The 20,841-nt window shown below is 65.1% G+C and carries 21 protein-coding genes; 9 read left to right on the top strand and 12 right to left on the bottom strand.

What is annotated here, in order from left to right:
* The first annotated feature begins 62 nt into the window (after positions 1-62).
* The gene (locus OU995_RS13550) at positions 63-296 is read left to right on the top strand and encodes a hypothetical protein (RefSeq protein ID WP_267836070.1); all 234 of its coding nucleotides are present in this window, start codon (positions 63-65) and stop codon (positions 294-296) included.
* Between the two features lie 96 nt (positions 297-392).
* Here the strand turns inward: OU995_RS13550 and OU995_RS13545 are convergent, their stop codons facing one another.
* On the bottom strand, positions 393-1,229 hold the full coding sequence (locus OU995_RS13545) for a TSUP family transporter (RefSeq protein WP_267836069.1): 837 nt from the start codon (positions 1,227-1,229) through the stop codon (positions 393-395).
* Here OU995_RS13545 and cysC point away from each other — a divergent pair.
* Both cysC and OU995_RS13535 read left to right on the top strand, forming a co-directional pair.
* Positions 1,228-1,878 carry an adenylyl-sulfate kinase gene (gene cysC, locus OU995_RS13540; protein ID WP_267836068.1) on the top strand — a complete coding sequence of 217 codons (651 nt, stop codon included), beginning with the start codon at positions 1,228-1,230 and terminating at the stop codon, positions 1,876-1,878. The genes OU995_RS13545 and cysC overlap by 2 nt on opposite strands.
* Positions 1,879-1,916: 38 nt before the next feature.
* Positions 1,917-2,975 (top strand): sulfotransferase family protein, encoded by a 1,059-nt coding sequence (locus tag OU995_RS13535; protein WP_267836067.1) that lies wholly within the window; start codon positions 1,917-1,919, stop codon positions 2,973-2,975.
* A gap of 72 nt (positions 2,976-3,047) precedes the next feature.
* Here OU995_RS13535 and OU995_RS13530 read toward each other — a convergent pair whose 3' ends face one another.
* The 3 genes from OU995_RS13530 to OU995_RS13520 all read right to left on the bottom strand — a co-directional run bounded on the left by OU995_RS13530 (position 3,048) and on the right by OU995_RS13520 (position 7,148).
* Positions 3,048-3,464, bottom strand: coding sequence for a hypothetical protein (locus tag OU995_RS13530; protein WP_267836066.1), 417 nt, complete (start codon positions 3,462-3,464; stop codon positions 3,048-3,050).
* A gap of 295 nt (positions 3,465-3,759) precedes the next feature.
* On the bottom strand, positions 3,760-5,502 hold the full coding sequence (locus OU995_RS13525; protein ID WP_267836065.1) for a GMC family oxidoreductase: 1,743 nt from the start codon (positions 5,500-5,502) through the stop codon (positions 3,760-3,762).
* Between the two features lie 104 nt (positions 5,503-5,606).
* Entirely contained in the window at positions 5,607-7,148 is a 1,542-nt protein-coding gene (locus OU995_RS13520) for a methyl-accepting chemotaxis protein (protein WP_267836064.1), read from the bottom strand.
* Positions 7,149-7,297: 149 nt separating this feature from the next.
* Here OU995_RS13520 and OU995_RS13515 point away from each other — a divergent pair, with 149 nt between their 5' ends.
* Positions 7,298-8,101 carry a metal-dependent hydrolase gene (locus tag OU995_RS13515; protein WP_267836063.1) on the top strand — a complete coding sequence of 268 codons (804 nt, stop codon included), beginning with the start codon at positions 7,298-7,300 and terminating at the stop codon, positions 8,099-8,101.
* Between the two features lie 11 nt (positions 8,102-8,112).
* Here the strand turns inward: OU995_RS13515 and OU995_RS13510 are convergent, their stop codons facing one another.
* Positions 8,113-8,466, bottom strand: coding sequence for a DUF1428 domain-containing protein (locus tag OU995_RS13510; protein WP_267836062.1), 354 nt, complete (start codon positions 8,464-8,466; stop codon positions 8,113-8,115).
* 227 nt (positions 8,467-8,693) lie between these two features.
* On the opposite strand from OU995_RS13510, the gene OU995_RS13505 reads away from it, so the two are divergent.
* Together OU995_RS13505 and OU995_RS13500 are read left to right on the top strand one after the other, a co-directional pair.
* Positions 8,694-9,224 carry a DUF3224 domain-containing protein gene (locus OU995_RS13505; RefSeq protein WP_267836061.1) on the top strand — a complete coding sequence of 177 codons (531 nt, stop codon included), beginning with the start codon at positions 8,694-8,696 and terminating at the stop codon, positions 9,222-9,224.
* 36 nt (positions 9,225-9,260) lie between these two features.
* A complete protein-coding gene (locus tag OU995_RS13500; protein ID WP_267836060.1) occupies positions 9,261-9,887 on the top strand; it encodes a class I SAM-dependent methyltransferase in 627 nt (208 codons plus the stop codon).
* Between the two features lie 108 nt (positions 9,888-9,995).
* Here the strand turns inward: OU995_RS13500 and OU995_RS13495 are convergent, their stop codons facing one another.
* Both OU995_RS13495 and OU995_RS13490 read right to left on the bottom strand, forming a co-directional pair.
* On the bottom strand, positions 9,996-10,253 hold the full coding sequence (locus OU995_RS13495; RefSeq protein WP_267836059.1) for a hypothetical protein: 258 nt from the start codon (positions 10,251-10,253) through the stop codon (positions 9,996-9,998).
* Between the two features lie 67 nt (positions 10,254-10,320).
* Complete coding sequence (locus tag OU995_RS13490; RefSeq protein WP_267836058.1) at positions 10,321-11,547, bottom strand: MFS transporter; 1,227 nt, start codon at positions 11,545-11,547, stop codon at positions 10,321-10,323.
* A 69-nt stretch (positions 11,548-11,616) separates the two neighbouring features.
* Here OU995_RS13490 and OU995_RS13485 point away from each other — a divergent pair, with 69 nt between their 5' ends.
* The 3 genes from OU995_RS13485 (at position 11,617) to OU995_RS13475 (ending at position 14,084) form a co-directional block, all read left to right on the top strand.
* Entirely contained in the window at positions 11,617-12,492 is an 876-nt protein-coding gene (locus OU995_RS13485) for an AraC family transcriptional regulator (protein ID WP_267836057.1), read from the top strand.
* Positions 12,493-12,551: 59 nt separating this feature from the next.
* A complete protein-coding gene (gene nadA / locus OU995_RS13480; RefSeq protein ID WP_267836056.1) occupies positions 12,552-13,652 on the top strand; it encodes a quinolinate synthase NadA in 1,101 nt (366 codons plus the stop codon).
* A gap of 144 nt (positions 13,653-13,796) precedes the next feature.
* Positions 13,797-14,084, top strand: a complete 288-nt coding sequence (locus OU995_RS13475) for a late competence development ComFB family protein (RefSeq protein ID WP_267836055.1) — start codon at positions 13,797-13,799, stop codon at positions 14,082-14,084.
* A 33-nt stretch (positions 14,085-14,117) separates the two neighbouring features.
* Here the strand turns inward: OU995_RS13475 and nadB are convergent, their stop codons facing one another.
* The 5 genes from nadB to paaE all read right to left on the bottom strand — a co-directional run bounded on the left by nadB (position 14,118) and on the right by paaE (position 20,829).
* Complete coding sequence (gene nadB / locus OU995_RS13470) at positions 14,118-15,731, bottom strand: L-aspartate oxidase (RefSeq protein WP_267836054.1); 1,614 nt, start codon at positions 15,729-15,731, stop codon at positions 14,118-14,120.
* 80 nt (positions 15,732-15,811) lie between these two features.
* Entirely contained in the window at positions 15,812-17,869 is a 2,058-nt protein-coding gene (gene paaZ / locus OU995_RS13465; protein WP_267836053.1) for a phenylacetic acid degradation bifunctional protein PaaZ, read from the bottom strand.
* Complete coding sequence (locus OU995_RS13460; protein WP_267836052.1) at positions 17,866-19,023, bottom strand: ABC transporter substrate-binding protein; 1,158 nt, start codon at positions 19,021-19,023, stop codon at positions 17,866-17,868. The genes paaZ and OU995_RS13460 overlap by 4 nt, the downstream gene beginning before the upstream one ends.
* Before the next feature lie 48 nt (positions 19,024-19,071).
* Positions 19,072-19,707 carry a TetR/AcrR family transcriptional regulator gene (locus OU995_RS13455; RefSeq protein ID WP_267836051.1) on the bottom strand — a complete coding sequence of 212 codons (636 nt, stop codon included), beginning with the start codon at positions 19,705-19,707 and terminating at the stop codon, positions 19,072-19,074.
* A gap of 42 nt (positions 19,708-19,749) precedes the next feature.
* Positions 19,750-20,829 (bottom strand): 1,2-phenylacetyl-CoA epoxidase subunit PaaE, encoded by a 1,080-nt coding sequence (gene paaE, locus OU995_RS13450; RefSeq protein ID WP_267836050.1) that lies wholly within the window; start codon positions 20,827-20,829, stop codon positions 19,750-19,752.
* Positions 20,830-20,841 lie beyond the last annotated feature (12 nt).

Below are 20,841 nucleotides of genomic sequence, written 5' to 3'. Positions count from 1 at the left end.
GTGTCGGGGTCGCTCCCCTCACGGCAGATGGTGTCAAGCAACAGCCTGGAAGCGTCGAAATCATGGAATGGGTCCCTACAGTCTTCATTGCCTTCAAGCTGATCGTGCTGGGCATTGGCATGTTCTTCGCCATCAAGTGGCATTACGACCAGGCGAGAAAGAAGGACGGTGCGGCCAAGCAGCGCGAAGTGCTACGCACGAGTGCCATCGTGGCCGTTGTGTTCTTGCTGCTGGTCGCCGGGCTGGTGGTCGTGACGCTCAGCTTTGGCCAGATGCTCGGCTTGGACTTGAGTTGACTCGAAGCATTCACTGCTCGGAGTTTCTGGATGAATGGCCTGGGCTCGCTCGAATCGTGGCGATGCTGGCGCTCCGTGAGAGGCTTGACTGAACACTCAGGCGTGCAACGCCAGTAAAAGTCCGGCCCCGCCCAGCAGCAAAGCCGCCAATCGGCGCACGTGCTGTGAATTCAACCGGAGCGGAAAGCGCCGATGCAGTGCGTGGACGATCAGCACCATCGGCGCTGCAGCAAGCCCGAGCCAGAGGGCATCGGCGGACAACTGCCCACTCCCCGCCACCATCACCAGCCGCAAGGCACTGTTGAAGGCGGTGGCCACCATCAAGCCTTGCTGCACCACCTGTGTCGACAAAGGCTGTCGATACATGTGGAACACGAGGGGTGGCCCCGCCGCAGAGAAGAGCCCGCCCAGCAGACCCGAAAAGCCCCCCGCCACTGCATAGCTCCATCGTCCGGACGGCGTTGCCTGCGCCTGGCGCGGCAGGCACATCAGCCCGGCACACACCATGATGGTCACGCCCAGCGCGGCCGCCAATTGGCGCCCGGCCTGAGCACTCAGCCAGTGCAGCAAGACCAGCCCCGCAGCCACCCCAATGGCACTGCTGGGCAGCGCGGGCAGCACCCGCCGCCATTCGGGCGTCAAGGGATGGAACCAAAAATAAGCGGCCACGTTCAACAGCACCAGCAGGCTCGCAGCATCGGCCGAGCACCCCACCGGCCCCAATTGCAGCGACGCCGTCAATCCCAGCAGCACCAGCGCAAAAGCGAAGCCCGTGAGCGTTTGCACATAGGCGGCCAATCCGGCACAAATGCTGAATAACAGGTAATCCATCGCGAATCCCAGCCATCCCTGGGCCAAGGGTATTGCGTTTTCCTCATAAAGAGCAACAATTTCCTCATAACGGTCGGGAAACGGCTGGGAGGCTGATGTCATGGGTCATCCATACGGCACTGAAGGTCGGGCAGCATTTGAAGCGTCGGTCTCGTTCGGCAGAGACATCTTCAAACACAGAGGCGCTGTCTCTCCACCGGACCGCGCGCGCCTCCTGGGCCAACGCGCCACCACCATCTGGTTCACCGGCCTGAGTGGCGCCGGCAAATCCACGCTGGCCTATGAAATGGAGCGCCGCCTCCTCGCGCAGCGGCGCCTGAGCTACGTGCTGGACGGCGACAACCTCCGCCACCATCTCAACAGTGACCTCGGATTCAGTGCCCAGGATCGGCGGGAGAACATTCGCCGCACCGCCGAAGTCGCTTCGCTGATGAATGACGCGGGGCTGATTGTGTTCAGCGCGCTCATTTCTCCGAGCCGCGAAGATCGCTCCATGGCTCGTGCCATCGTCGGTGACGCGCGTTTCGTGGAGGTCTACATGAGCGCGGATGTGTCCACCTGCGAAGGGCGCGACCCGAAAGGGCTCTATGCGAAAGCCCGTGCGGGACTGATTTCACAGTTCACCGGCATCACCTCACCCTACGAAGAACCAGAAGCGCCCACCCTGTGCATCGACACCGGGCGGATGAACCTGGACGAAGCGGCAGATGAATTGATGCAACTCCTCTGGTCCTCCGGCGTTCTGCACTAAAGCTGCGACGTCCTTCAACACATCGAGGGAGGTGTGTAATGGCTCTGACTGATCACGGCGTTTCAACCCCGTTGCCACTGCTCATGACGCCTCTGAGGCGCTGCGGCAGCCATGCCTTGCGGCTGCGATTGAACTTCAACCCAAAGTTCTACTCGCCCTATCCGCTGCACATTGTTGACTTCATGCCGCTGGTGCCGCTCTACGGCGACTTGAACGATGACCATCGCTATTTCCAGCTGGTCGTGGATGTGGTGGGCCTGCAGGCCTCAGGGGTGGTGAAGTGGCCGGATATGGCGTTTGACCCCGTGGAGATCTTTGAAGCCATCAAGGACCAAGGGCGCAGCGTGCACCGGATTGCCTGGGAACTGCTGTTGCGGGCGGGGCAGCGACATGGGGCGACGGTGGTGATGGACAAGTCGCTGGACAGCATTCACTACGCCGAGGAGCAACTGGCATTGTTTCCACAGATGCGGTTCCTCAACGTGGTGCGAGACCCGCGGGCGCAGGTGGCGTCGATGAATCGGGCCATCATTCACGACTTTGACACCACCCTGAATGCCCTGAGCTGGTTGAACGCACATCGCGCGGGGCATGCACTTGCGCAGGCGCATCCGGACCGCGTGCTGACCATCCGCTTCGAGGATTTCATCACCGACCAGGAGCAGATCCTGCGCCGGGTATGCAGCTTCATCGGCATTGATTTCCTCCCGCAGATGCTGGATGTGACGTCGTCCGATGAAGCACGCCAGCTCTCGAAGTTGTCCGATCTCTGGCAATCCAACTGCTTTGCCCCCATCCCGGCAATGACGGACAAGTTCAAGGCGCAGCTGTCGATGGACGAGATCGAGATCATCGAGTCGCTGACCCAGGAGTACATGGCGATCTACGGCTACGAATGCATGACCACAGCGTCCAAGCCCTATCCGGACGCAACGACGCTGGCGAGCTGTGCGCAGGTTTCCGAGCGTGGCCGGCGGCAAGCCTGGGCCAAGCTGGCGGAGACCAACCACCGGGACTACGTGCTGCGCCGATTCCGCGCGGACTATCTGGCGCGTGTGAAGCGGTCGCTGGAGGCATCGGTGGAGGCATTTGCCTGAGGAAGCGGCCGCTCCACCGGCGCGGCCCTGGAGCCTTATTCCACCGCTCGACCACCGGCGTTGAAGCCAGCGTCACACCGCTGGCGACACCTGCGAAGCACCCTCCGCCGCGCGACGCGCATGGCGTCGCACCGCAGCGATGAGCAGGTGCAGGCCCACGCCCATCAGCAGCAGCAAAGCGCTGCCGATCCCCCAGACGGCCCAGGTCACGAAGCTCAGCCCGCCGGCCAGCGCCGGAGCGGCTTGCAACAGACTGTCCACCATCGGCCCGAGCGCGGCGAGGGACTGCGTGAGCGCTTCCATCACCGCCGAAGGCACCCAAGGGGACAACCAGTCCGGCAGCGTGGGCGAGATGGCCTGCGAGGCTGCGCCGGACCACGCACCCGCGTGAGACACGGCCCACACAGCCACGGCATGCAAGACCCAGGCCGTCAGCGACCACAGGGCCAGGAGCAGAACAACCGAGAACCAGCTGATGGCATAAAACATGGCGCACTCCGACAAAGGGGATAGGTGGAGTGTGAGGACCTCAGCGGGGAGAAAAAACCAGCATTAGGCAAACACAATTTGCGGTTATTTCTGCAGAACCTGGCTTTCGTTCGCCCCACGGCTCCCCCTGAGCCTCGGCGTCCAGGCAGCGGGGGCCTATCTTCGACGGGAACAGCCTGGCCCACGCGTGGGCATCATTGCCGTGTCCCTGGGGGCCGCATCGACCGTGGTCGCTGGACTGGGACCGCCCCCCCCAAGGGCTTCTGCGCGGTGAATCCTCTGAGGTGATCGGTCTTCACGATGGCGTTGTCTCCATCGAGACCTGCGGTTCCGACACCCGTGCCGGAGGGATGTACGCCATGGCGCGCTCCGCCAATGCCGTGATCGTCAGGCTGGGATTCACGCCCAGGTTGGCCGCCAGCATGGAGCCATCCACGATGTACATGTTGCGATAGCCAAACACCCGGTTGTGCCGGTCACACACGCCCTCCTCTGCGGTCCGCCCCATGGCGGCTCCGCCCATGCAATGCGCGGTCATGGGGACATTCAAGAGGATTTCCGTCAGCGTGGTCTGCGGCACGCCCCCGGTAGCACGTGCAGCCTTCACCGCGAACTCATTGGCCGCCGCAATGAAGGTGGGAATGCGATCACCCTGCGTGGTCAAGGTCTTGGAGAACGGCCAATACCAGCGCCGACGCCAGCGCATGGTGAGATGCCCCTCCAGCGTCTGCATGCAAAGGAAGATCACCGTCTCCTGCGCCGACTTGAAGGGCGACAGGGTCTTCAGTGTCATGATGGGCTGCGTGAACAGTTGGTGCAGCAAGGTGGCCATCCAGGTGAAGATGCGCGTCCATCCGGGGCGGCCCAGCGTCATCACGGTCGTCAGCAGCGCCATCGCGTCCGAGCCCTTGGGATAACGCACCGCTTCGATGTGGGTGTGCTCGTCGATGTAGATGCCGGAGCCGATGGCAATGCCCTCCGACAAATCGCGTGTCGACCCCGGAAAACGCACCGCAATCAAGGACTCGGCATTGGTCCGCACACGCTGGCCCAGCGCCTGCGAAATCCGTGGCAACGACCCTTGCTCGCGAAGGCGGAACAGCAGTTCCTGCGTGCCCAGCGATGAGGCCGCAAAGACGACACCTTTGGCCCGCAGCGTGCGGCGGGAAGCCTTGTCACCAGGAACGGTGGACACCGTATCGATCACATAGCCCGCCGCGCCGTCCTCGCCACCCGCACTCACAGCACCAGCGCCAGCAGCACCAGCAGCACCAACACCGCCATGTTGGCGGTGTTCTGCGCCACGGCCCTCGCCATCGGTTGCGCCAACCGGCCGCACATCCACCACCTTCGTCTCGGCAAAGACCTGGGCGCCCTTGCGCTCCGCCAGATAGAGATAGTTTTTGTCGAGTGTGTTTTTTGCATCATGCCGGCAGCCCACCATGCAACCGCCACAGGCAATGCAGGACTTCCGCGCCGGCCCTTCGCCCTGGAAATAGGGGTCGGGATACGTCGCCCCCGGGGCGCGTCCATCGTCCCCGAAGAAGATGCCGACTTCGGTCGGATAAAACGTCCCCTCGGCGCCCACCTCTTTGGCCATGCGCTTGAGCAGATGGTCCGCATGCCCCAGCCGCCGATTGGTGGTCACCCCCAGCATGTGTTGTGCACGGGCATAGTGGGCCGGCATCTCCGCCTGCCAATCGGCCAGGCCCGCCCAGGTGCCTTCGTTCCACACCCGGTTGGGCGGCACCAGCAGGGTGTTGCCGTACGTGATGGAACCACCGCCGACCGCATTGCCATGCAGCACCACCACATGGCGGAAGAAGCGCATGTTGAAGAAGCCCCGCAGCCCCAGCGCCGGCCGGTGAATCCAGCGTGCGGTGTCCCAGTTGGAAGTGGGCAAAGACTCGGGCGTCCAGCGCCGCCCCTGTTCCAGGACGGCGACGCGGTAGCCCTTCTCGGCCAGGCGCAATGCAGACACACTGCCGCCAAAGCCGGAACCGATCACGACATAGTCAAATTCTTCTGGAGGGCGCATGGCGCGGGTGTTGGGATCCACTGCAAAGCCAGCCGCCAGTCTATCGACGCCAGCGCTCCCCGCCCCCCGGTAACGACCCGATGTGGAACTGCCACCACGAGTGGCTAGCCCAGCCGGAACTGCCCCACAACACCACTCAGCCGTTCAGACTGCTGACGCAATGTCTCCGCCGCTGCTGCGGATTCTTCGACCAGCGCGGCATTTTGCTGCGTCATGCGGTCCAGTTGCGTCACGGCCTCGTTGACCTGCACCAGCCCCTGGCTCTGATCGTGGCTGGCCTTGTTGATCTGGGCAATGAGCTCACTCACGGCCCGCACCTCGCCCACCAGGCGGCTCATGGTGGCACCCGCCGCATCCACCTGCTTGGTGCCGGTCTCAGCCCCGCTGACGTTGTCGGCAATCAGCGACTTGATCTCGTGGGCCGCATCCGCGCTGCGGGTTGCCAGCATGCGCACCTCGGACGCCACCACCGCAAAGCCCTTGCCGTGCTCACCCGCCCGGGCCGCTTCCACCGCAGCGTTGAGCGCCAGAATGTTGGTCTGAAACGCAATGCTGTCGATCACACCGAGGATGTCGCCAATGCGGCGCGAGCTGGCGGCAATGGCCGTCATGGTCTGTACCACCTCGCTGACGGCGCGACCGCCCTCGCCCGCCACCTCCGACGCGCTGGCAGCCAGGGAGGCGGCCCGGCCTGCGGCTTCTGCATTGGCCTTCACGGTGGCGGTCAGTTGCTCCATGGTGGCCGCCGTTTCCTGCAGGCTGCCCGCCTGCTCTTCGGTGCGCTGGCTGAGATCCATGCTGCCGGTGGCGATCTCGGAGGAGCCCGTGGCGATCAGCGCCGCACTGTCGCGCACCTGGCCCACAATGCGCGCCAGGTCATCCGACATCTGCCGCAACGCCGTCATGAGCTGTCCGGTTTCATCCCCGCTGCCGGATTCGATGCGTGCCGTGAGATCCCCCGCCGCCACGGCACGTGTCACATCCACCGCGCGGTTCAGCGGCAGCGCGATGCTGTGGCCGACCCGGGTGTTGAGCACCAGCAAAATGGCTGCGGCCACCACCACGGCCGCCAGCAGCAGCAGGCGAACGCCTTTCGCAGACGACTCACTGTTCTCCCGAGTCTTTTCAGCCAGTTCAGAAATCTGATCGCTCAGGGACTCCATCTCCGTCTCCAGCGCCTTGAAGTCTTTGGAGAAGGCCGGGAGTCGGGCTTCGGCCGCTGGCAGTTCCTTGAAGGCCAAGGCGACCATCTGCGTGGCGCTGTTGATGTAGGCGTCCAGGCTGCCCTGGGTCTTGGCAATGGACGCGTCGATGTCAGTCCCCAGAGACAGCGACTTCAAAGCCGCCATGTGCTCCCGGAATTGCTTGACGTGCTCGGCCGTTTCGGCCCGGACGCCCTGCTCGTCTGCCTCTTGAGGGTTGGCGGCCGAGCGAAGCGCCACATAAACATCGCCCCGCAAGGCGTCATGCATCATGTCGGCTTCCACCTGCGCGCGAAGTGCCGCCCCGGCACGGATCAGCGCATGCGCCTGAGCATCCATTCGTTCCACGGCGGCATATCCAAGCCCGCCCACGAGCAACACGAAGAACAGGCCAACCAGACTGAGAAGCAGCATGCGCTGCCGGATCGTGGTCGTCGGGAACATGCATACCTCCCATTGAGAAACGAAAAGGCTCTGGCACAGTTCATTGTGTCCGCTTCGGCAGGAATCTCCTATCCCCAAGCGGTATCGAATTTGCCGCATGTCGCTTCCACCGCATGTCGCTTCCATTCACGCCAACCGGGATCTCCACCATGCCACGCATCGTCCTGTTGCTCGCCGCCCTTGTCTTTGCGCTGCCCAGCTGGGCCGAGAACAAGGTACAAGTGCAATGGCTGGGCCAATCCGCCTTCAAGTTCATCAGCCCCACCGGCAAGGTGATCGTGACGGACCCCTGGCTCACCACCAATCCCAAGACGCCACCGGCCTTCAAGACACTGGAGTCGCTGGGCAAGGTGGATCTGGTGCTGGTGACCCACGGCCACAACGACCACATGGCCGATGCGCCCGCGCTGTCGCGAATGAATGACGCACCGCTGATCGCGCCGGCCGGGCTGGCTCAGACGCTGGTGGCGCTGGAAATGGCCCCAAAAGCCCAGCGCATCAACAAAAGCGGCTCGCTCACGCCGATCGGTGCCGGCATCCGGGTGACGCTGGTGCATGCGGAGCACAGCAGCGAAGTCCTCTGGAAAAATCCGGCCAGCGGCAAGGACGAAGTGCATGTGGGCGGGGAGCCCGGCGGTTTCATCATTGAATTCGAGAACGGGTTCAGGGTCTGGCATCTGGGCGACACCGGCGTCTTTGGCGACATGAAACTCATTGCCCAGATGTATCGGCCAGACCTGGTGCTGATGCCCATTGGCGGCGGCCCGTTTGTCATGAACCCTGAGGATGCGGCCATGGTGACGCGGGACATGATCAAACCGAAGACGGTGATTCCGATGCATTACGGCACCAACCCGCAACTGAGCGGCACGCCGGAAGCCTTTATGCAGGCCTTGGGCAAGACCCGCACCCAGGTGCGAGTCCTTCAGCCTGGCGATCAGACCGAGTTCTGACGCAACACCGATCAGGCGTCCACGATCACCTCGAACCCGCCAAAGATCATGCGCTTGCCGTCGAAGGGCAAGGTCTTGACGTCATGATTCATTCGCGGGTCTTCCATCGCCTTTTTCATGCCCTCATCGCGCACCTGGCGGGAGGGCCAGATGATCCAGGAGAAGACCACCGTCTCGTCTGACGTCCGCTGCACGGCCATCGGGAACGACGTCAGCTTCCCCTCGGGCACATCATCCCCCCAGCATTCAACGACCTGAAGCGCGCCGTGGTCCTTGAACACGGCTGAAGCGTCCTGGGCCAGCTGGCGATAGGCCTCACGCTTGCTGGTGGGCACGGGGATCACGAATCCGTCTACGTAATTCATGCTTCGTCTCCGGTTGATGCACCGCCTTCTGCGGTGCGTGCTGTGACGATGAACTCCCGGCAAGAATGGCGGCCACCCCTAGAAAAACACTGTATTTACATACATATTTTGACTATGCTTGGTGTCATCCAATAACTTCCAGGTCGCCCATGTTGAACCGTCACTGGCCCCTGCAAAACGCCCTGTCTTCCCCACCCCACCGGCTCTTGCTGAAGGCGCTTTGGGCCGTGGGAATCTTCAGCCTGATGCCGACGATCGCGCAGGCGGCCCCGTCGGCGCCCCCGCCCGCTCCTGCTCCTGCTCCCGCTGCTCCTGCTCCTGCTCCTGCTACAGCCCCCGCTGCTCCTGCCGCCGGCACTGCTGCCATCGCGAAAGGCACCTTCGACGTCAAGTTGTCCAACGCGCCTGCAGCCGACGGCACCGAGCCGGCGCAACTGGGCCGCATGGCCCTTCGCAAGCAGTTCCATGGGGATCTGGACGGCAGCAGCCTCGGGGAAATGCTGGGCGTGCGCACCGCCGTGCCGGGCTCCGCGGGCTATGTGGCCATGGAACGGGTGGAAGCCACCTTGGCCGGACGCAGCGGGAGTTTTGTGCTCATGCACATGGGCGAAATGAATCGTGGCCAACAGCGCCTGAATGTGCAGGTGGTCCCCGATTCCGGCACCGGCGAACTCACCGGCATCACCGGCACGCTCAACATCGACATCAAGGACGGGCAGCACTTCTACGCGTTCAGCTATCAACTTCCCAAGCGCTGACCGTCCCATCCACCCTGTTGCTGCAGCCTCCCGACCGTGGACTCCCCAACGACCCGTTTTTATGCCGATTACGCCCAGCGATTGACTGCCCACCCGGAGGCCAGCCGCAGTGCGATGCTGCCCATGGTGGAGCGCTGCCTGCACCCCGGGGACGTGGTGCTGGATGTGGGCGCCGGTGCCGGGCGGGACATGGCCGCCATGCAGTGGTCCGGCCTGGAGGTCTTCGGCCTGGAACCCAGCGCCGAGATGCGAGCGGTCGCGCTCAGCCGCCACCCGGGCCTCCTCGGGCGGCTAAGGGAAGCCTCGCTGCCTGCACTGGGTCGGCCGTTTGAGGACCTTCAACCCAATGGCTTTGACGCGGTGGTCTGCAGCGCGGTGCTGATGCACCTTGCACCTGACTCGCTCGTGGCCGCTTTGAGCGCCATGGCGGCTCTGCTGAAGCGGCCCGGGGCGGGCAGCCAGTTGCTGCTGTCCATCCCGGACATGTCCCGGGACCTGCTGCGCGAGGACCGCGATCCGGACGGGCGGCTCTTCTACAACCACCCGCCCGACACCATCATCGCGTGCCTGCAGCCTCACCAGCTCGCATTACGTGTGCATGAAGTGAGTGATGCCGTGCTTCAAACCGCAGGGACGCGCTGGCATACCCTGGTGTTCGGCTGAGGCTTGTGATGCCTTGAAGCGGCCAATACGACTGACTCGACTGACTCGGCTGACTCGGCTGACCCTGCTGACTCTGCTGAGGAGGCAAACCTTGCGGAGCTTGCGAACTCAGACCGAGCGCCCCTTGTCGCCCCAACGCCAGCGCGGCGGCTCGCCCTTGAGGTAGCAGACGCCCAGCAGCATCGCGCTCAGCAGCGCCACATAGGTCATGAAGCCCAGGTAGGAGTCCTGGGGCGGGAATACAAATATCCCCGCCACCAGCAGCGCCAAGAACCCCAGCAGCGTCACCTGCCCTTGCCAGGTGCCGGGGAAGCCCCAGCCCCAGCCGTAACGCTTTGCCGGAAACCAATAGCTGTTGTTGGCCATGTGCCTCTCCTGAGTGGCATTGAGTCTACGCCCCGGACTCTCAAGAATGCATCAAGAAATGGGGGACTCAGGCTTTGCGCACAATGCTGGCCGCCGTGATGCCGGCCAGCAGCGCCACCGCAGCGCCCAGAAAGACGGCGTTGTTCCACTGGCGATCCATCCATGCACCAAAAATTGGCGCGGCCACCGCAAAACCGGTGTCCAGACCGGAGTACACCGTCCCATACACCCGCCCGGTAGCCCCCGGGGGCGCGGCCTTCTTGATCAGCATGTCCCGGGAGGGGCCGGCCAGTCCCGTGCCAAAACCTGCGGACGCCGCCGCCACCAAGGCCAGGCCGGCGGGCAAGCAGCCCGTGCCGGTGAGCGCCAGCAGTGCGGCCGCGCCGGTCATCGCCCAGGCGATATTGCGCTCCAGCTGCTGGGAGCGCGCCACCCAGAAGCCGCCCAGAATCATGCCGATCGCACCGGCCACCATATAGCCGGTCACCACCCATTTGGTCACCGACAGGTCCAGCCCGTACATCGCATTCAAGGCGGGGGATGCAAAGCTCTGGATGGAACTCAGCGCGGCCGTTGTGAAAAAGAAGAAGGAGAAACACAGCCACACCGACGGCAGCTTCAGAAAGGCCATCGGATGTTCATTCGGTGCGGCCGCAGCACCCGGCTTCTCATGGCCCCAACTGCCCTGCCGGTCGTCAATGGCGTCACGCTTGAACGCCAGCAGCGCCATCACCAGCAGCGCCCAGGCGGCCGTGGCCGCATAACCCAGCCGCCACTGCCCGCCGGTGCCTTCGTAGATCCACAGCAGCAGCACCGGCGCCAGCGCCCAGCCGATGTTGCCGGTGATGCCGTGCACCGAGAAGGCATGCCCGAGCCGGGCCTGCGACACCCGCTTGTTGAGAATGGTGAAGTCCACCGGATGGAACGGCGAATTGCCCAGCCCGGCCAGCGCTGCAGCCAAGGCCAGCCCCATGAACCCATGCGCCGTGCCCGCTGCCAGCGAGGCCAGCACAAAACAGCTCAGCGCCAGAAACAGGATGGGCCGGGCGCCGGTGCGGTCCACCAGGAAGCCGGACAAGGCCTGCCCCACCCCGCTGATGACAAAGAAAATGGTCACCAGTAGGCCCAGCTCCGAATAGCTCAGGCCGAATTCCCGCATGAAGACGGGGAACAGCGGCGGCAGCAGCATGTGGAAGAAGTGCGAGGTGCCGTGGGCCAGGCCGATCAGGCTGATCGTCTGGATGTCTCGTTTGGCGCTCTGTTCGGCGCTCAGCGGCAGGGTGGCGGTATTCATGGTGGCGATGTTGTCAGGCTGGCGCCGACGCAATTACGATAGGCGGACAAGTTCTATCGAAATCTCGCCATGGCCCGTCCCCCCTCCCGCACGCCCCGGTCTTCCCAGGCCCTGCGGCCGTCTGCGGCCCTGGCCGACGACACCCGGCGGCCCCGCACCAGCGTGCCCCCGCTGGACCCGCGTCGTTACGCCCCCAGCGACGAACGGCCGGTACGGGCCAAGTCCCGCAGCATGGGCAGCCACATGGACATCCAGGCCCATCGCCACGAGTGGGGCCAGTTTGTCTTTTCCGTCAGTGGCGTGGTGCGCGTGAACACCGAGCGGGCCACCTTTCTCCTTCCGCCGTCCCGGGCGGTCTGGATTCCGGCCGGCGTGGAACATGCCGTCACGGCCGTTGAGCGCTGTGAACTGCGCACGCTGTATTTGCATCGCCCGCCCTGCCAGAACGCTGTCTGGCAGGACAACCGGGTGCTGGAGGTGTCCCCGCTGCTGCGGGAGCTGGTGGTGCAACTGGCCCAGGACGATGTGCAGCTGGACAGCACCGTCGGCGACCGGGAGCGCTGGCTGGCCCATCTGATCCTGGACGAGATCCGCCGTGCGCGCAGCCTGCGCCTGGGGGTGGACCTGCCCACGGACAAGCGCCTGCGACGCCTTTGCGAGGCTGTGCTGGCGCATCCGCAGCGCTTTGCCACGCTGGAAGACTGGGCCGAGCTGGTGGGCGCCAGTGCCCGCACCGTATCGCGGCTGTTCCGGCAGGAGCTGGGCAGCAGCTACGCGCAATGGCGCCAGCAGGCCTTGCTGGCCGAGGCGCTGCGCCTGGCTGCGCATCGCAAGCCCATGGGTGTGATCGCCAGCGAACTGGGCTATGCCAGCCCCAGCGCCTTCTCCGCCATGGTCACCCGCACCGTGGGCATGCCGCCGAGCCGGTTCTTCGAGCAGGTGTGACCCCGCTCGCAGAACCCCTTCCGGCCTGGAGTGCTCCCGGGATTCCCTAAAATCGCACCATGGATCAGGTATTGCTCGATTTCGCCCGCCAGGACGCCCAAGGCGCCACCTGCACCGCCCAGGCCTGGGCCACGGTGCCGGCGCCGCTCACGGCCAGCCAGCGACAGTCCCTCAAGCAACGCGCCAAGCAGCTGCTGGCTGCCAAAGGCGCCGCGCTCGTGGCCCATTACTACGTCGATGGAGACTTGCAGGACCTGGCCCAGGAAACCGGCGGCATCGTCTCCGACTCGCTGGAAATGGCCCGCTTCGGCCGCGACCATGCCGCCAGCACCCTGGTGGTGGCGGGCGTGCGTTTCATGGGCGAGACCGCCAAAATCCTCAGCCCCGAAAAACGGGTGCTGATGCCCGATCTGGACGCCACCTGCTCACTGGACCTGGGCTGCCCGGTGGACGAATTCACCGCCTTCTGCGACGCCCATCCGGACCGCACCGTGGTGGTCTATGCCAACACCAGTGCCGCCGTGAAAGCCCGTGCGGACTGGATGGTCACCAGTTCCTGCGCGCTGGAGATCGTCTCCGAACTCAAGGCGCGCGGCGAGAAGATCCTGTGGGCACCGGACCGCCACCTCGGCCGCTACATCCAGGACCAGACCGGCGCGGACATGCTGATGTGGAACGGTGCCTGCATCGTCCACGACGAATTCAAGGGCCTGGAGCTGGAACTGCTGCGGCAGCAGCATCCAGACGCCATGATCCTGGTCCACCCCGAATCCCCGGCGTCGGTCGTGGCGCAGGCGGACGTGGTGGGCTCGACCTCCGCGCTGATCAAGGCCGTGGTGGAAGGCAAGGCCCGCGAATATGTGGTGGCCACCGACAACGGCATTCTTCACCGCATGCGCCAACTGGCACCGGACAAGCGGCTGATCGAAGCCCCCACCGCTGGCAACAGCGCCACGTGCAAGAGCTGCGCCCATTGCCCCTGGATGGCCATGAACGGGCTGCAGGGCGTGGTGGAGTGCCTGGAGCGTGGTGTCGGTGAGATTCAGGTGGCCGAACCCGTGCGCGGCCAGGCCTTGTCCTGCATCACCCGCATGCTGGACTTCACTGCCGCCTTGAAGGCGCGCACCGCCGGCATGACGCCGGGTATCGGCGCCGCATAAGCCAAGGGGCCACGGCGCCCCCATGGTGCCGTGCGCCTTCCCTGACCCCGCGCAAACTGGCGTCCACCGGGGCTTTCCATGAAGGCCATCCGGCCTCTATGCTGGGGGCATCGCTGCAGCCAGGCAGCATTGCCGAGACCCACCATGGATTTCACCTCGCTCTACAACCATCACGAACGTGAAGTGTTCGCTGCGGTGATCGATACCGCCGCCACCTACCCCGCCATCCAGGCGGACCCTGAACTGATGGCGGACGTGGCCTGCGTGGCGCTGAACCGGCTGCCCCCGCGCTACATCCGCCATGCGGTGGACTACTCCTTCTATCTCACCGAACAGGAGCGGCTGGACGTGGACGCCGCCATCAAGGAGGCGGTGAACTACGCCTTCAACTTCGTGCAGGCCCGTAGTGTGCTGCGTGCCAAGCGTCCATGACGCCTCAGCGCACTCAGCGCACTCAGCGCCCCCTCAGCGGTTACCCGGCCCCTTCACCAGCACGGTCGGCAGGCTGGCCGGCAGCGTGCGCGGATAGTCGCGGCTGAAATGCAGCCCGCGGCTTTCATGCCGCAGCAACGCAGACCGCACGATCAGCTCGGCGCAGTCCACCAGATTGCGCAGTTCCAGCAGGTCGCGGCTGACGCGGAAGTTGGCGTAGTAGTCGTCGATCTCGCCGCGCAGCAGGTCAATTCGGTGCAGGGCCCGCTCCAGCCGCTTGGTGGTGCGCACGATGCCGACGTAATTCCACATCAGCAGGCGCAGCTCATCCCAGTTGTGGGCAATGACCACCTGCTCGTCCGCATCTTCCACCTGGCTTTCATCCCAGGCCGGCAGCGGTGCCGGTTCCCCCAGGGGCTGGCCGAGGATGTCGTCCGCACAGGTCCGGCCCAACACCACACATTCCAGCAGCGAATTGCTGGCCAGGCGATTGGCCCCATGCAGCCCGCTGTAGGCCGTTTCACCCACCGCATATAGGCCGGGCAGGTCGGCGCGACCGCTGAGGTCGGCCACCACGCCACCGCAGGTGAAATGCACCGCCGGCACCACCGGAATCGGCTGGCGGGCGATGTCGATGCCCAGGGCCAGGCAACGGGCATGCACGGTCGGGAAATGCTCTTTCAGGAAGGTTTCGCCCAGGTGGGTCGCATCCAGCCAGACATGGTCCAGCCCATGCTTTTTCATCTCGAAGTCGATGGCGCGGGCCACCACATCACGCGGCGCCAGTTCCATGCGGGCATCATGCGCGGCCATGAAGCGGGTGCCGTCTGGCAGCTTCAGGTGACCGCCCTCCCCGCGCAGCGCCTCGGTGATGAGGAAGCTGCGCTCCTGCGGGTGGTAAAGGCAGGTGGGATGGAACTGGATGAATTCCATGTTGGCCACGCGGCAGCCCGCCCGCCAGGCCATGGCAATGCCGTCACCGGTGGAGGTGTCCGGATTGGTGGTGTAGCGGTAGACCTTTCCCGCGCCACCGGTGGCCATCACCACCGCCCGGGCGGCAATGGCCTCCACGCGCTGTGCATCCATGTCCAGCGCGTAGATCCCATAACAGCGGGACGGTTCCTCACGTTGCACATGGCGGGAGGTGATCAGGTCCAGCGCCATCCAGCGCTGGCGCAGCTCGATGTTGGGATGGGCCCGCGCCTTCTCCAGCAAGGCGTCATGGATGGCCTTGCCGGTGGCGTCCGCCGCGTGGGCGATGCGGCGCACCGCATGCCCGCCTTCGCGGGTGAGATGCAGGCCCAGCGGCCCCTGCTCGTCGGCGGTGAAGGGCACACCCTGCCCCACCAGCCAGCCGACGGCATCGGCACTGCGTTCGGCGATGAAGCGGGCGGTGGTTTCGTCCACCAGACCGGCGCCAGCCTCCTGGGTGTCGCGCACATGGCTGTCGATGCTGTCGTCACTGCCCAGCACCCCGACGATGCCGCCCTGCGCCCAGGCGGTGGCCGCTTCGGTCAGCTCACGCTTGGCCAGCACGATCACCGGCACCTGGTCCGCGAGATGCAAAGCCACGGTCAAGCCGGCCAGGCCGGCCCCCACGATCACCACCGGCGCCGGGGCGGCGGCGGTACGAACAGCAGCACTCATCGTCATCGCCCGTTCAACAGGGCGTCATCGCTTGGGAGCTGGCGATTCTAAGGACACAACAAGCCCCCGGCCCGCACAGGTCATCCCGCCGGTCGTTTGGCCACCAGGGTGAGGATGTCGTAACTGGCCACCAGCTCGCCCAGCTGGTTGGTCACCTGCACGTCCCAGGCCACCACGCCCTGGGGGGGCTGGTCGGGGCGGTTGCCCCGGTCGATGCGGCGCTTGCAGGTCAGGCGTGCCTGGATGGTGTCCCCGATGGCGACCGGATTCACAAAGCGCAGCGTGTCCAGCCCATAGTTGGCCAGCACCGGCCCCGGTGCGGGCGACACGAACAGCCCGGCGGCGGCTGACAGCACAAAGTAGCCGTGGGCGATGCGCTTGCCGAATTGGGTGTCCTTGGCGGCCACTTCGTCGAAGTGCATGTAGAAGTAGTCGCCGGAGATGCCACCGAAGTTGACGATGTCTGCTTCCGACACCGTACGCCGATGGGTGAGCAGCGAATCGCCCACCTGGATCTCCTCAAAGTACTTGCGGAACGGATGCACCACATCCTCGTGTACCGCACCGCCGCGCACATATTCCCCGGTGATGGCGGTGAGCATGGTGGGGGAGCCCTGCACCGCACAGCGCTGCAGGTAGTGCTTCACCGCACGGATGCCGCCCAGCTCCTCGCCGCCGCCGGCGCGTCCCGGGCCGCCATGCTTGAGCATGGGGAGGGGAGAGCCATGGCCGGTGGATTCGGCGGCCGCCTCGCGGTCCAGCACCAGCAGACGGCCGTGGAAGGCACCGGCATGCAGCACCGCCTGCGCCGCCAGGGCCGGCGTACGGGTGATGACCGAGCCCACCAGCGAGCCGCGCCCCTTGGCAGCCAGGGCCAGGGCTTCGTCGAAATCCGTGTAGGTCATCAGCGTGGAGACCGGGCCAAACGCCTCCACGTTGTGGACCGCTTCGTTGTGCAGGGCATCGCGGCACAGCAGCAGCGTCGGGGCGAAGAAAGCGCCGTCACCCACGCCCTCCCCCACCGGGGCAAAGCCATCCCGCTCGCCAAACACGATCTCGTTGCCCCGCGCCAGTTGCGCCAGCCGTTCGGCCACGTCAGCCTGCTGGGCCTTGGAGGCCAAAGCGCCCATGCGCACACCTTCAATGGCCGGGTCGCCAACCTTGATCTTCGCCAGGCGTTCGCGCAGCGCGGCGGCCACGGCCTCCACTTGCGCGGCCGGCACGATGGCACGGCGGATGGCCGTGCACTTCTGGCCGGCCTTGGCGCTCATCTCGCGATGGACCTCCTTCACAAAGAGGTCGAACTCCGGGTCCCCGGGCAGCACGTCGGGCGCCAGGATGGCGCAATTCAGGCTGTCCGCCTCCCCGTTGAACGGGATGGAGCGGCGCACCAGATTGGCATTTACCCGCAACTGCGCTGCCGTGTCCGCCGAGCCGGTGAAGGTGACCACATCGGTTTCCAGCAGCCGGTCCAGCAGATCCCCGGAACTGCCGATCACCAGCTGCAACGCACCGGCCGGCAGCAGGCCGGACGCCTCGATCATGCGGACGCAGGCTTCCGCCACATAGCTGGTGGCAGTGGCCGGTTTGACGATGCAAGGCATGCCGGCCACCAAGCTGGGGGCGAATTTCTCCAGCATCCCCCACATCGGGAAATTGAAGGCATTGATGTGCACCGCGACGCCGCGACGGGGCACCAGCACGTGGGTGCCCATGAACTGGCCCTGCTTGCCCAGCGGCGTCGCCGGGCCTTCATGCACCACATTGCTGGAGGGCAACTCGCGCCGTCCCATCGAGGCATATGCGAAGAGCGTGCCGATGCCGCCTTCGATGTCGATCCAGGAATCGGCGCGCGTGGCCCCGGTGTGTGCGGAGATGGCGTAAAGCGCCTCCTTGCGCTCCATCAGATAGGTGGCCAGGGCCTTCAACAGCGCGGCCCGCTGCTGGTAGTCCAGCGCCAGCAGCGACGGCAGGGTCTGGCGCCGCGCGAAATCCAGGCTTTCACCGAAGTCGATCTCTTCCGCATGCGTCTGCGCCACCAGCCGGCCGTTGATGGCGCTGTGCAGCCCGCGCGCGGCGGTGGCGCCGACCCAGCGGCCGGCGATGAGGCTTTGGAGGACGGGAGGAGACATGCTCATGGCTGATACTTCCAGGTGCCGTTGTCGATCTTCACCATCACGCGGGCGCGCTGGTCCAGGCCCAGATGGTCATTGGGGGACATGGTGAACACGCCATGGGCGGCCGGCAGTTCCTTCACCGACTCCAGCGCATCCCGCAGGGCGGCGCGGAACTGCGGCGTGCCCGGCTGGGCCTTCTTGAGGGCCACCGGAATCGCCGCCTGCAGCAGCAGCCCGGCATCCCAGGCATGGCCGCCGAAGGTGGACACGCTGCCCTTGCCAAACGCACCTTCATAACGGGTCACGTACTCCTTGGCGCTCTTTTTGGCGGGATGGTCGGCCGGCAATTGATCCACCACCAGCACCGGTCCGGCGGGCAGGAAGGTGCCTTCCACATCCTTGCCGCCCACGCGCAGGAAGTCGTTGTTGGCCACGCCATGGGTCTGATAGAACCTGCCGGCATACCCGCGTTCCTTCAGCGTCTTCTGCGGCAGCGCGGCCGGCGTGCCGCTGCCGCCCACCAGCACCGCATCCGGACGGGCCGCCATGATCTTCAGCGCCTGACCGGTCACCGAGGTGTCGGTGCGGTTGTAGCGCTCGTTGGCCACGATGCTCAGGCCTTTGCTGGCCGCCACCTTGTTGAATTCCCCATACCAGCCTTCCCCGTAGGCATCGGCAAAACCGATGTAAGCCACGGTCTTCACGCCCTGGGCCTGCATGTGGCTGGCAATCGCCAGCGCCATCATGATGTCGTTCTGCGGCGTCTTGAACACCCACTTGCGCTTGGCATCCATCGGCTCGACGATGCGTGCCGATGCGGCCATCGAGATCATCGGCACCTGCGCCTCGGACACCGCGTCGATCATCGCCAGCGAGTTGGGCGTGACAGTGGAACCCACCACCACATCCACCTTGTGCTCGGTGATCAGCTTGCGGGTGTTGGCCACCGCCGTGGTGGTGTCGGAGGCATCATCCAGGATGATGTAGTTGACCTTCTGCCCGGCGATGGTCGTGGGCATCAGGCTGAACGTGTTTTTCTCCGGAATGCCCAGGGACGCGGCCGGCCCGGTGGCCGACACGCTGACGCCGATGTTGATATCTGCCCAGGCGCTGCCGCCCAGGCCCATCAGGGCGGCACCGGCCAGGGCCAGCAGGGTCTTCTCGATGCGTTTCATGTTGTCTCCTTGGAATTTGTGTCTAGAACGCAAGGGAGGGGCCAGCCTTCATGAGGCTGGTGCGGCCATGCCCGCAGAGCTGGGCAGCTCCGCCTTGACGGACCCGAGACCGCCAAAGAAGAGATCCGCCACCATCGGTGCCATGGCCTCATAGGTCAGGGCGCCGTCCGGCCGCAGCCAGGTGAAGGTCCAGTTGATCATGCCGAACAGCAGCATGGTCAAGGGTTTGTGCAGATGGACGTCGCGCAGCTCCGGCCGCAGGGTGGCGACGGCATCGGCAAAGCGGGCCACCACCCGGCGCTCCACATCGATGAGCGGCGCGCGGTGCGTGTCGTCCAGGAATTTCATGTCCTCGGTCAGCACCCGATGTTGATGTTGTGACTCCCCATACGCCCGCACGAAGCTCAGGATCAGCGCCCGCAGATGCTCCTGTGGCGGCAGTTGGCGGGCCGACACCTCATCGACCAGATCAGCCAGATGCTGCAGATGCGTCTGGCAGATCAGGGCCAGCAGTTCATGCTTGTCCCGCACATAGTGATAGAGCGTGGGCTTGGACACCGCACAGGCCTCCGCCACCTGATTCATCGAGGTGGCAGCAAAGCCATGGTTGGCGAACAGGCGTGCCGCCTGGGCGAGGATCTCCTCGCGGCTGGCATCGAATCCGGGGGCGCGTCCGCGGGCCATCAATCGTTCTTCCGTTGCAAAAGGTCCGCGAGTCTAGAGCGCTCAGCGCTCATCGAAGGAAATCACCACCCTCGGTGTGAGCGCATGCGCCTGGCAACTGAGGATGAAGCCAGCGGCCACCTCATGTTTTTCCAGGGCGAAGTTCCTGTCCATGCGCACTTCTCCCTCCAGCAGCTTGCAGCGGCAGGTGGAGCACACGCCCGATTTGCAGGAGTACGGGACGTCCATGCCGGCACGGGCCGCCGCCTCCAGCAGGCTGGGGTCGCTGCGACGGAATTCGATCTCACGGGAGACACCGTCCCGTATCACCACCACCCGCGCGGCTTCCGCATCCTGCGCCAGCACCTCATGCGGGGCCGGCCGGCCTTGCTGCATGTCCGGCGTGCCAAAACGTTCGATGTGGATACGCTCCTCCGGAAGGCCGGCCTCGGTCAAGGCAGCATGGGCCTGCTCATTCATCTCGAACGGGCCGCAGACAAACACCTGGTCGACACTCCGGGCCGGCACGGGGCCCTGAAGGAAGTCGCGCAGCTTGTCCTGGTCCAGACGTCCCTGCATCAGCGGCGAATCCACATGCTCCCGAGAAAACACGTGGTGCAGCGACACCCGGGTCAGATAGCGATTCTTCAGGTCCTCCAGTTCCTCCTTGAACATGGCGCTGGCGGGGCGGCGGTTGCCATAGATCAGGGTGAAGCGGCTGTGGGGTTCGCGGCCCAGCACCGTCTTCATGATGGAGAGGATGGGCGTGATGCCCGACCCGGCCGCGATGCCCAGGTAATGGCGTTGCGCCGACGGGTCCAGTGGCACATGGAAGCGGCCTTGCGGCGGAAACACCTGCACGGTGTCACCCGGCTTCAGGCTGTGGTGGACCCAGGACGAAAAAGCACCGCCCGGCACCTCGCGCACCCCCACCTGCAGTTCGCCGTCGTCCACGCCGGCGCAGATGGAGTAGGAGCGGCGCAGGTCCTGGCCGTTCACCTCGCCGCGCAGCGTGAGGTATTGGCCCTGGGTGAAGCGGAAGGTGTCGCGCAGCGCCTCGGGCACTTCAAAGGACAGCACCACCGCATCGTCGGTGTCCTGGTGCTTGGCGCGCAGGCGCAGGGGATGGAAGTGCAGGCTCATGATGAAGAAGGT

It is taken from the genome of Roseateles sp. SL47 (genome assembly GCF_026625885.1).
Lineage (GTDB): Bacteria > Pseudomonadota > Gammaproteobacteria > Burkholderiales > Burkholderiaceae_C > Roseateles.
Note: the sequence above shows the minus strand (reverse complement) of the source record. Positions and strands in the feature narration are given on the sequence as shown.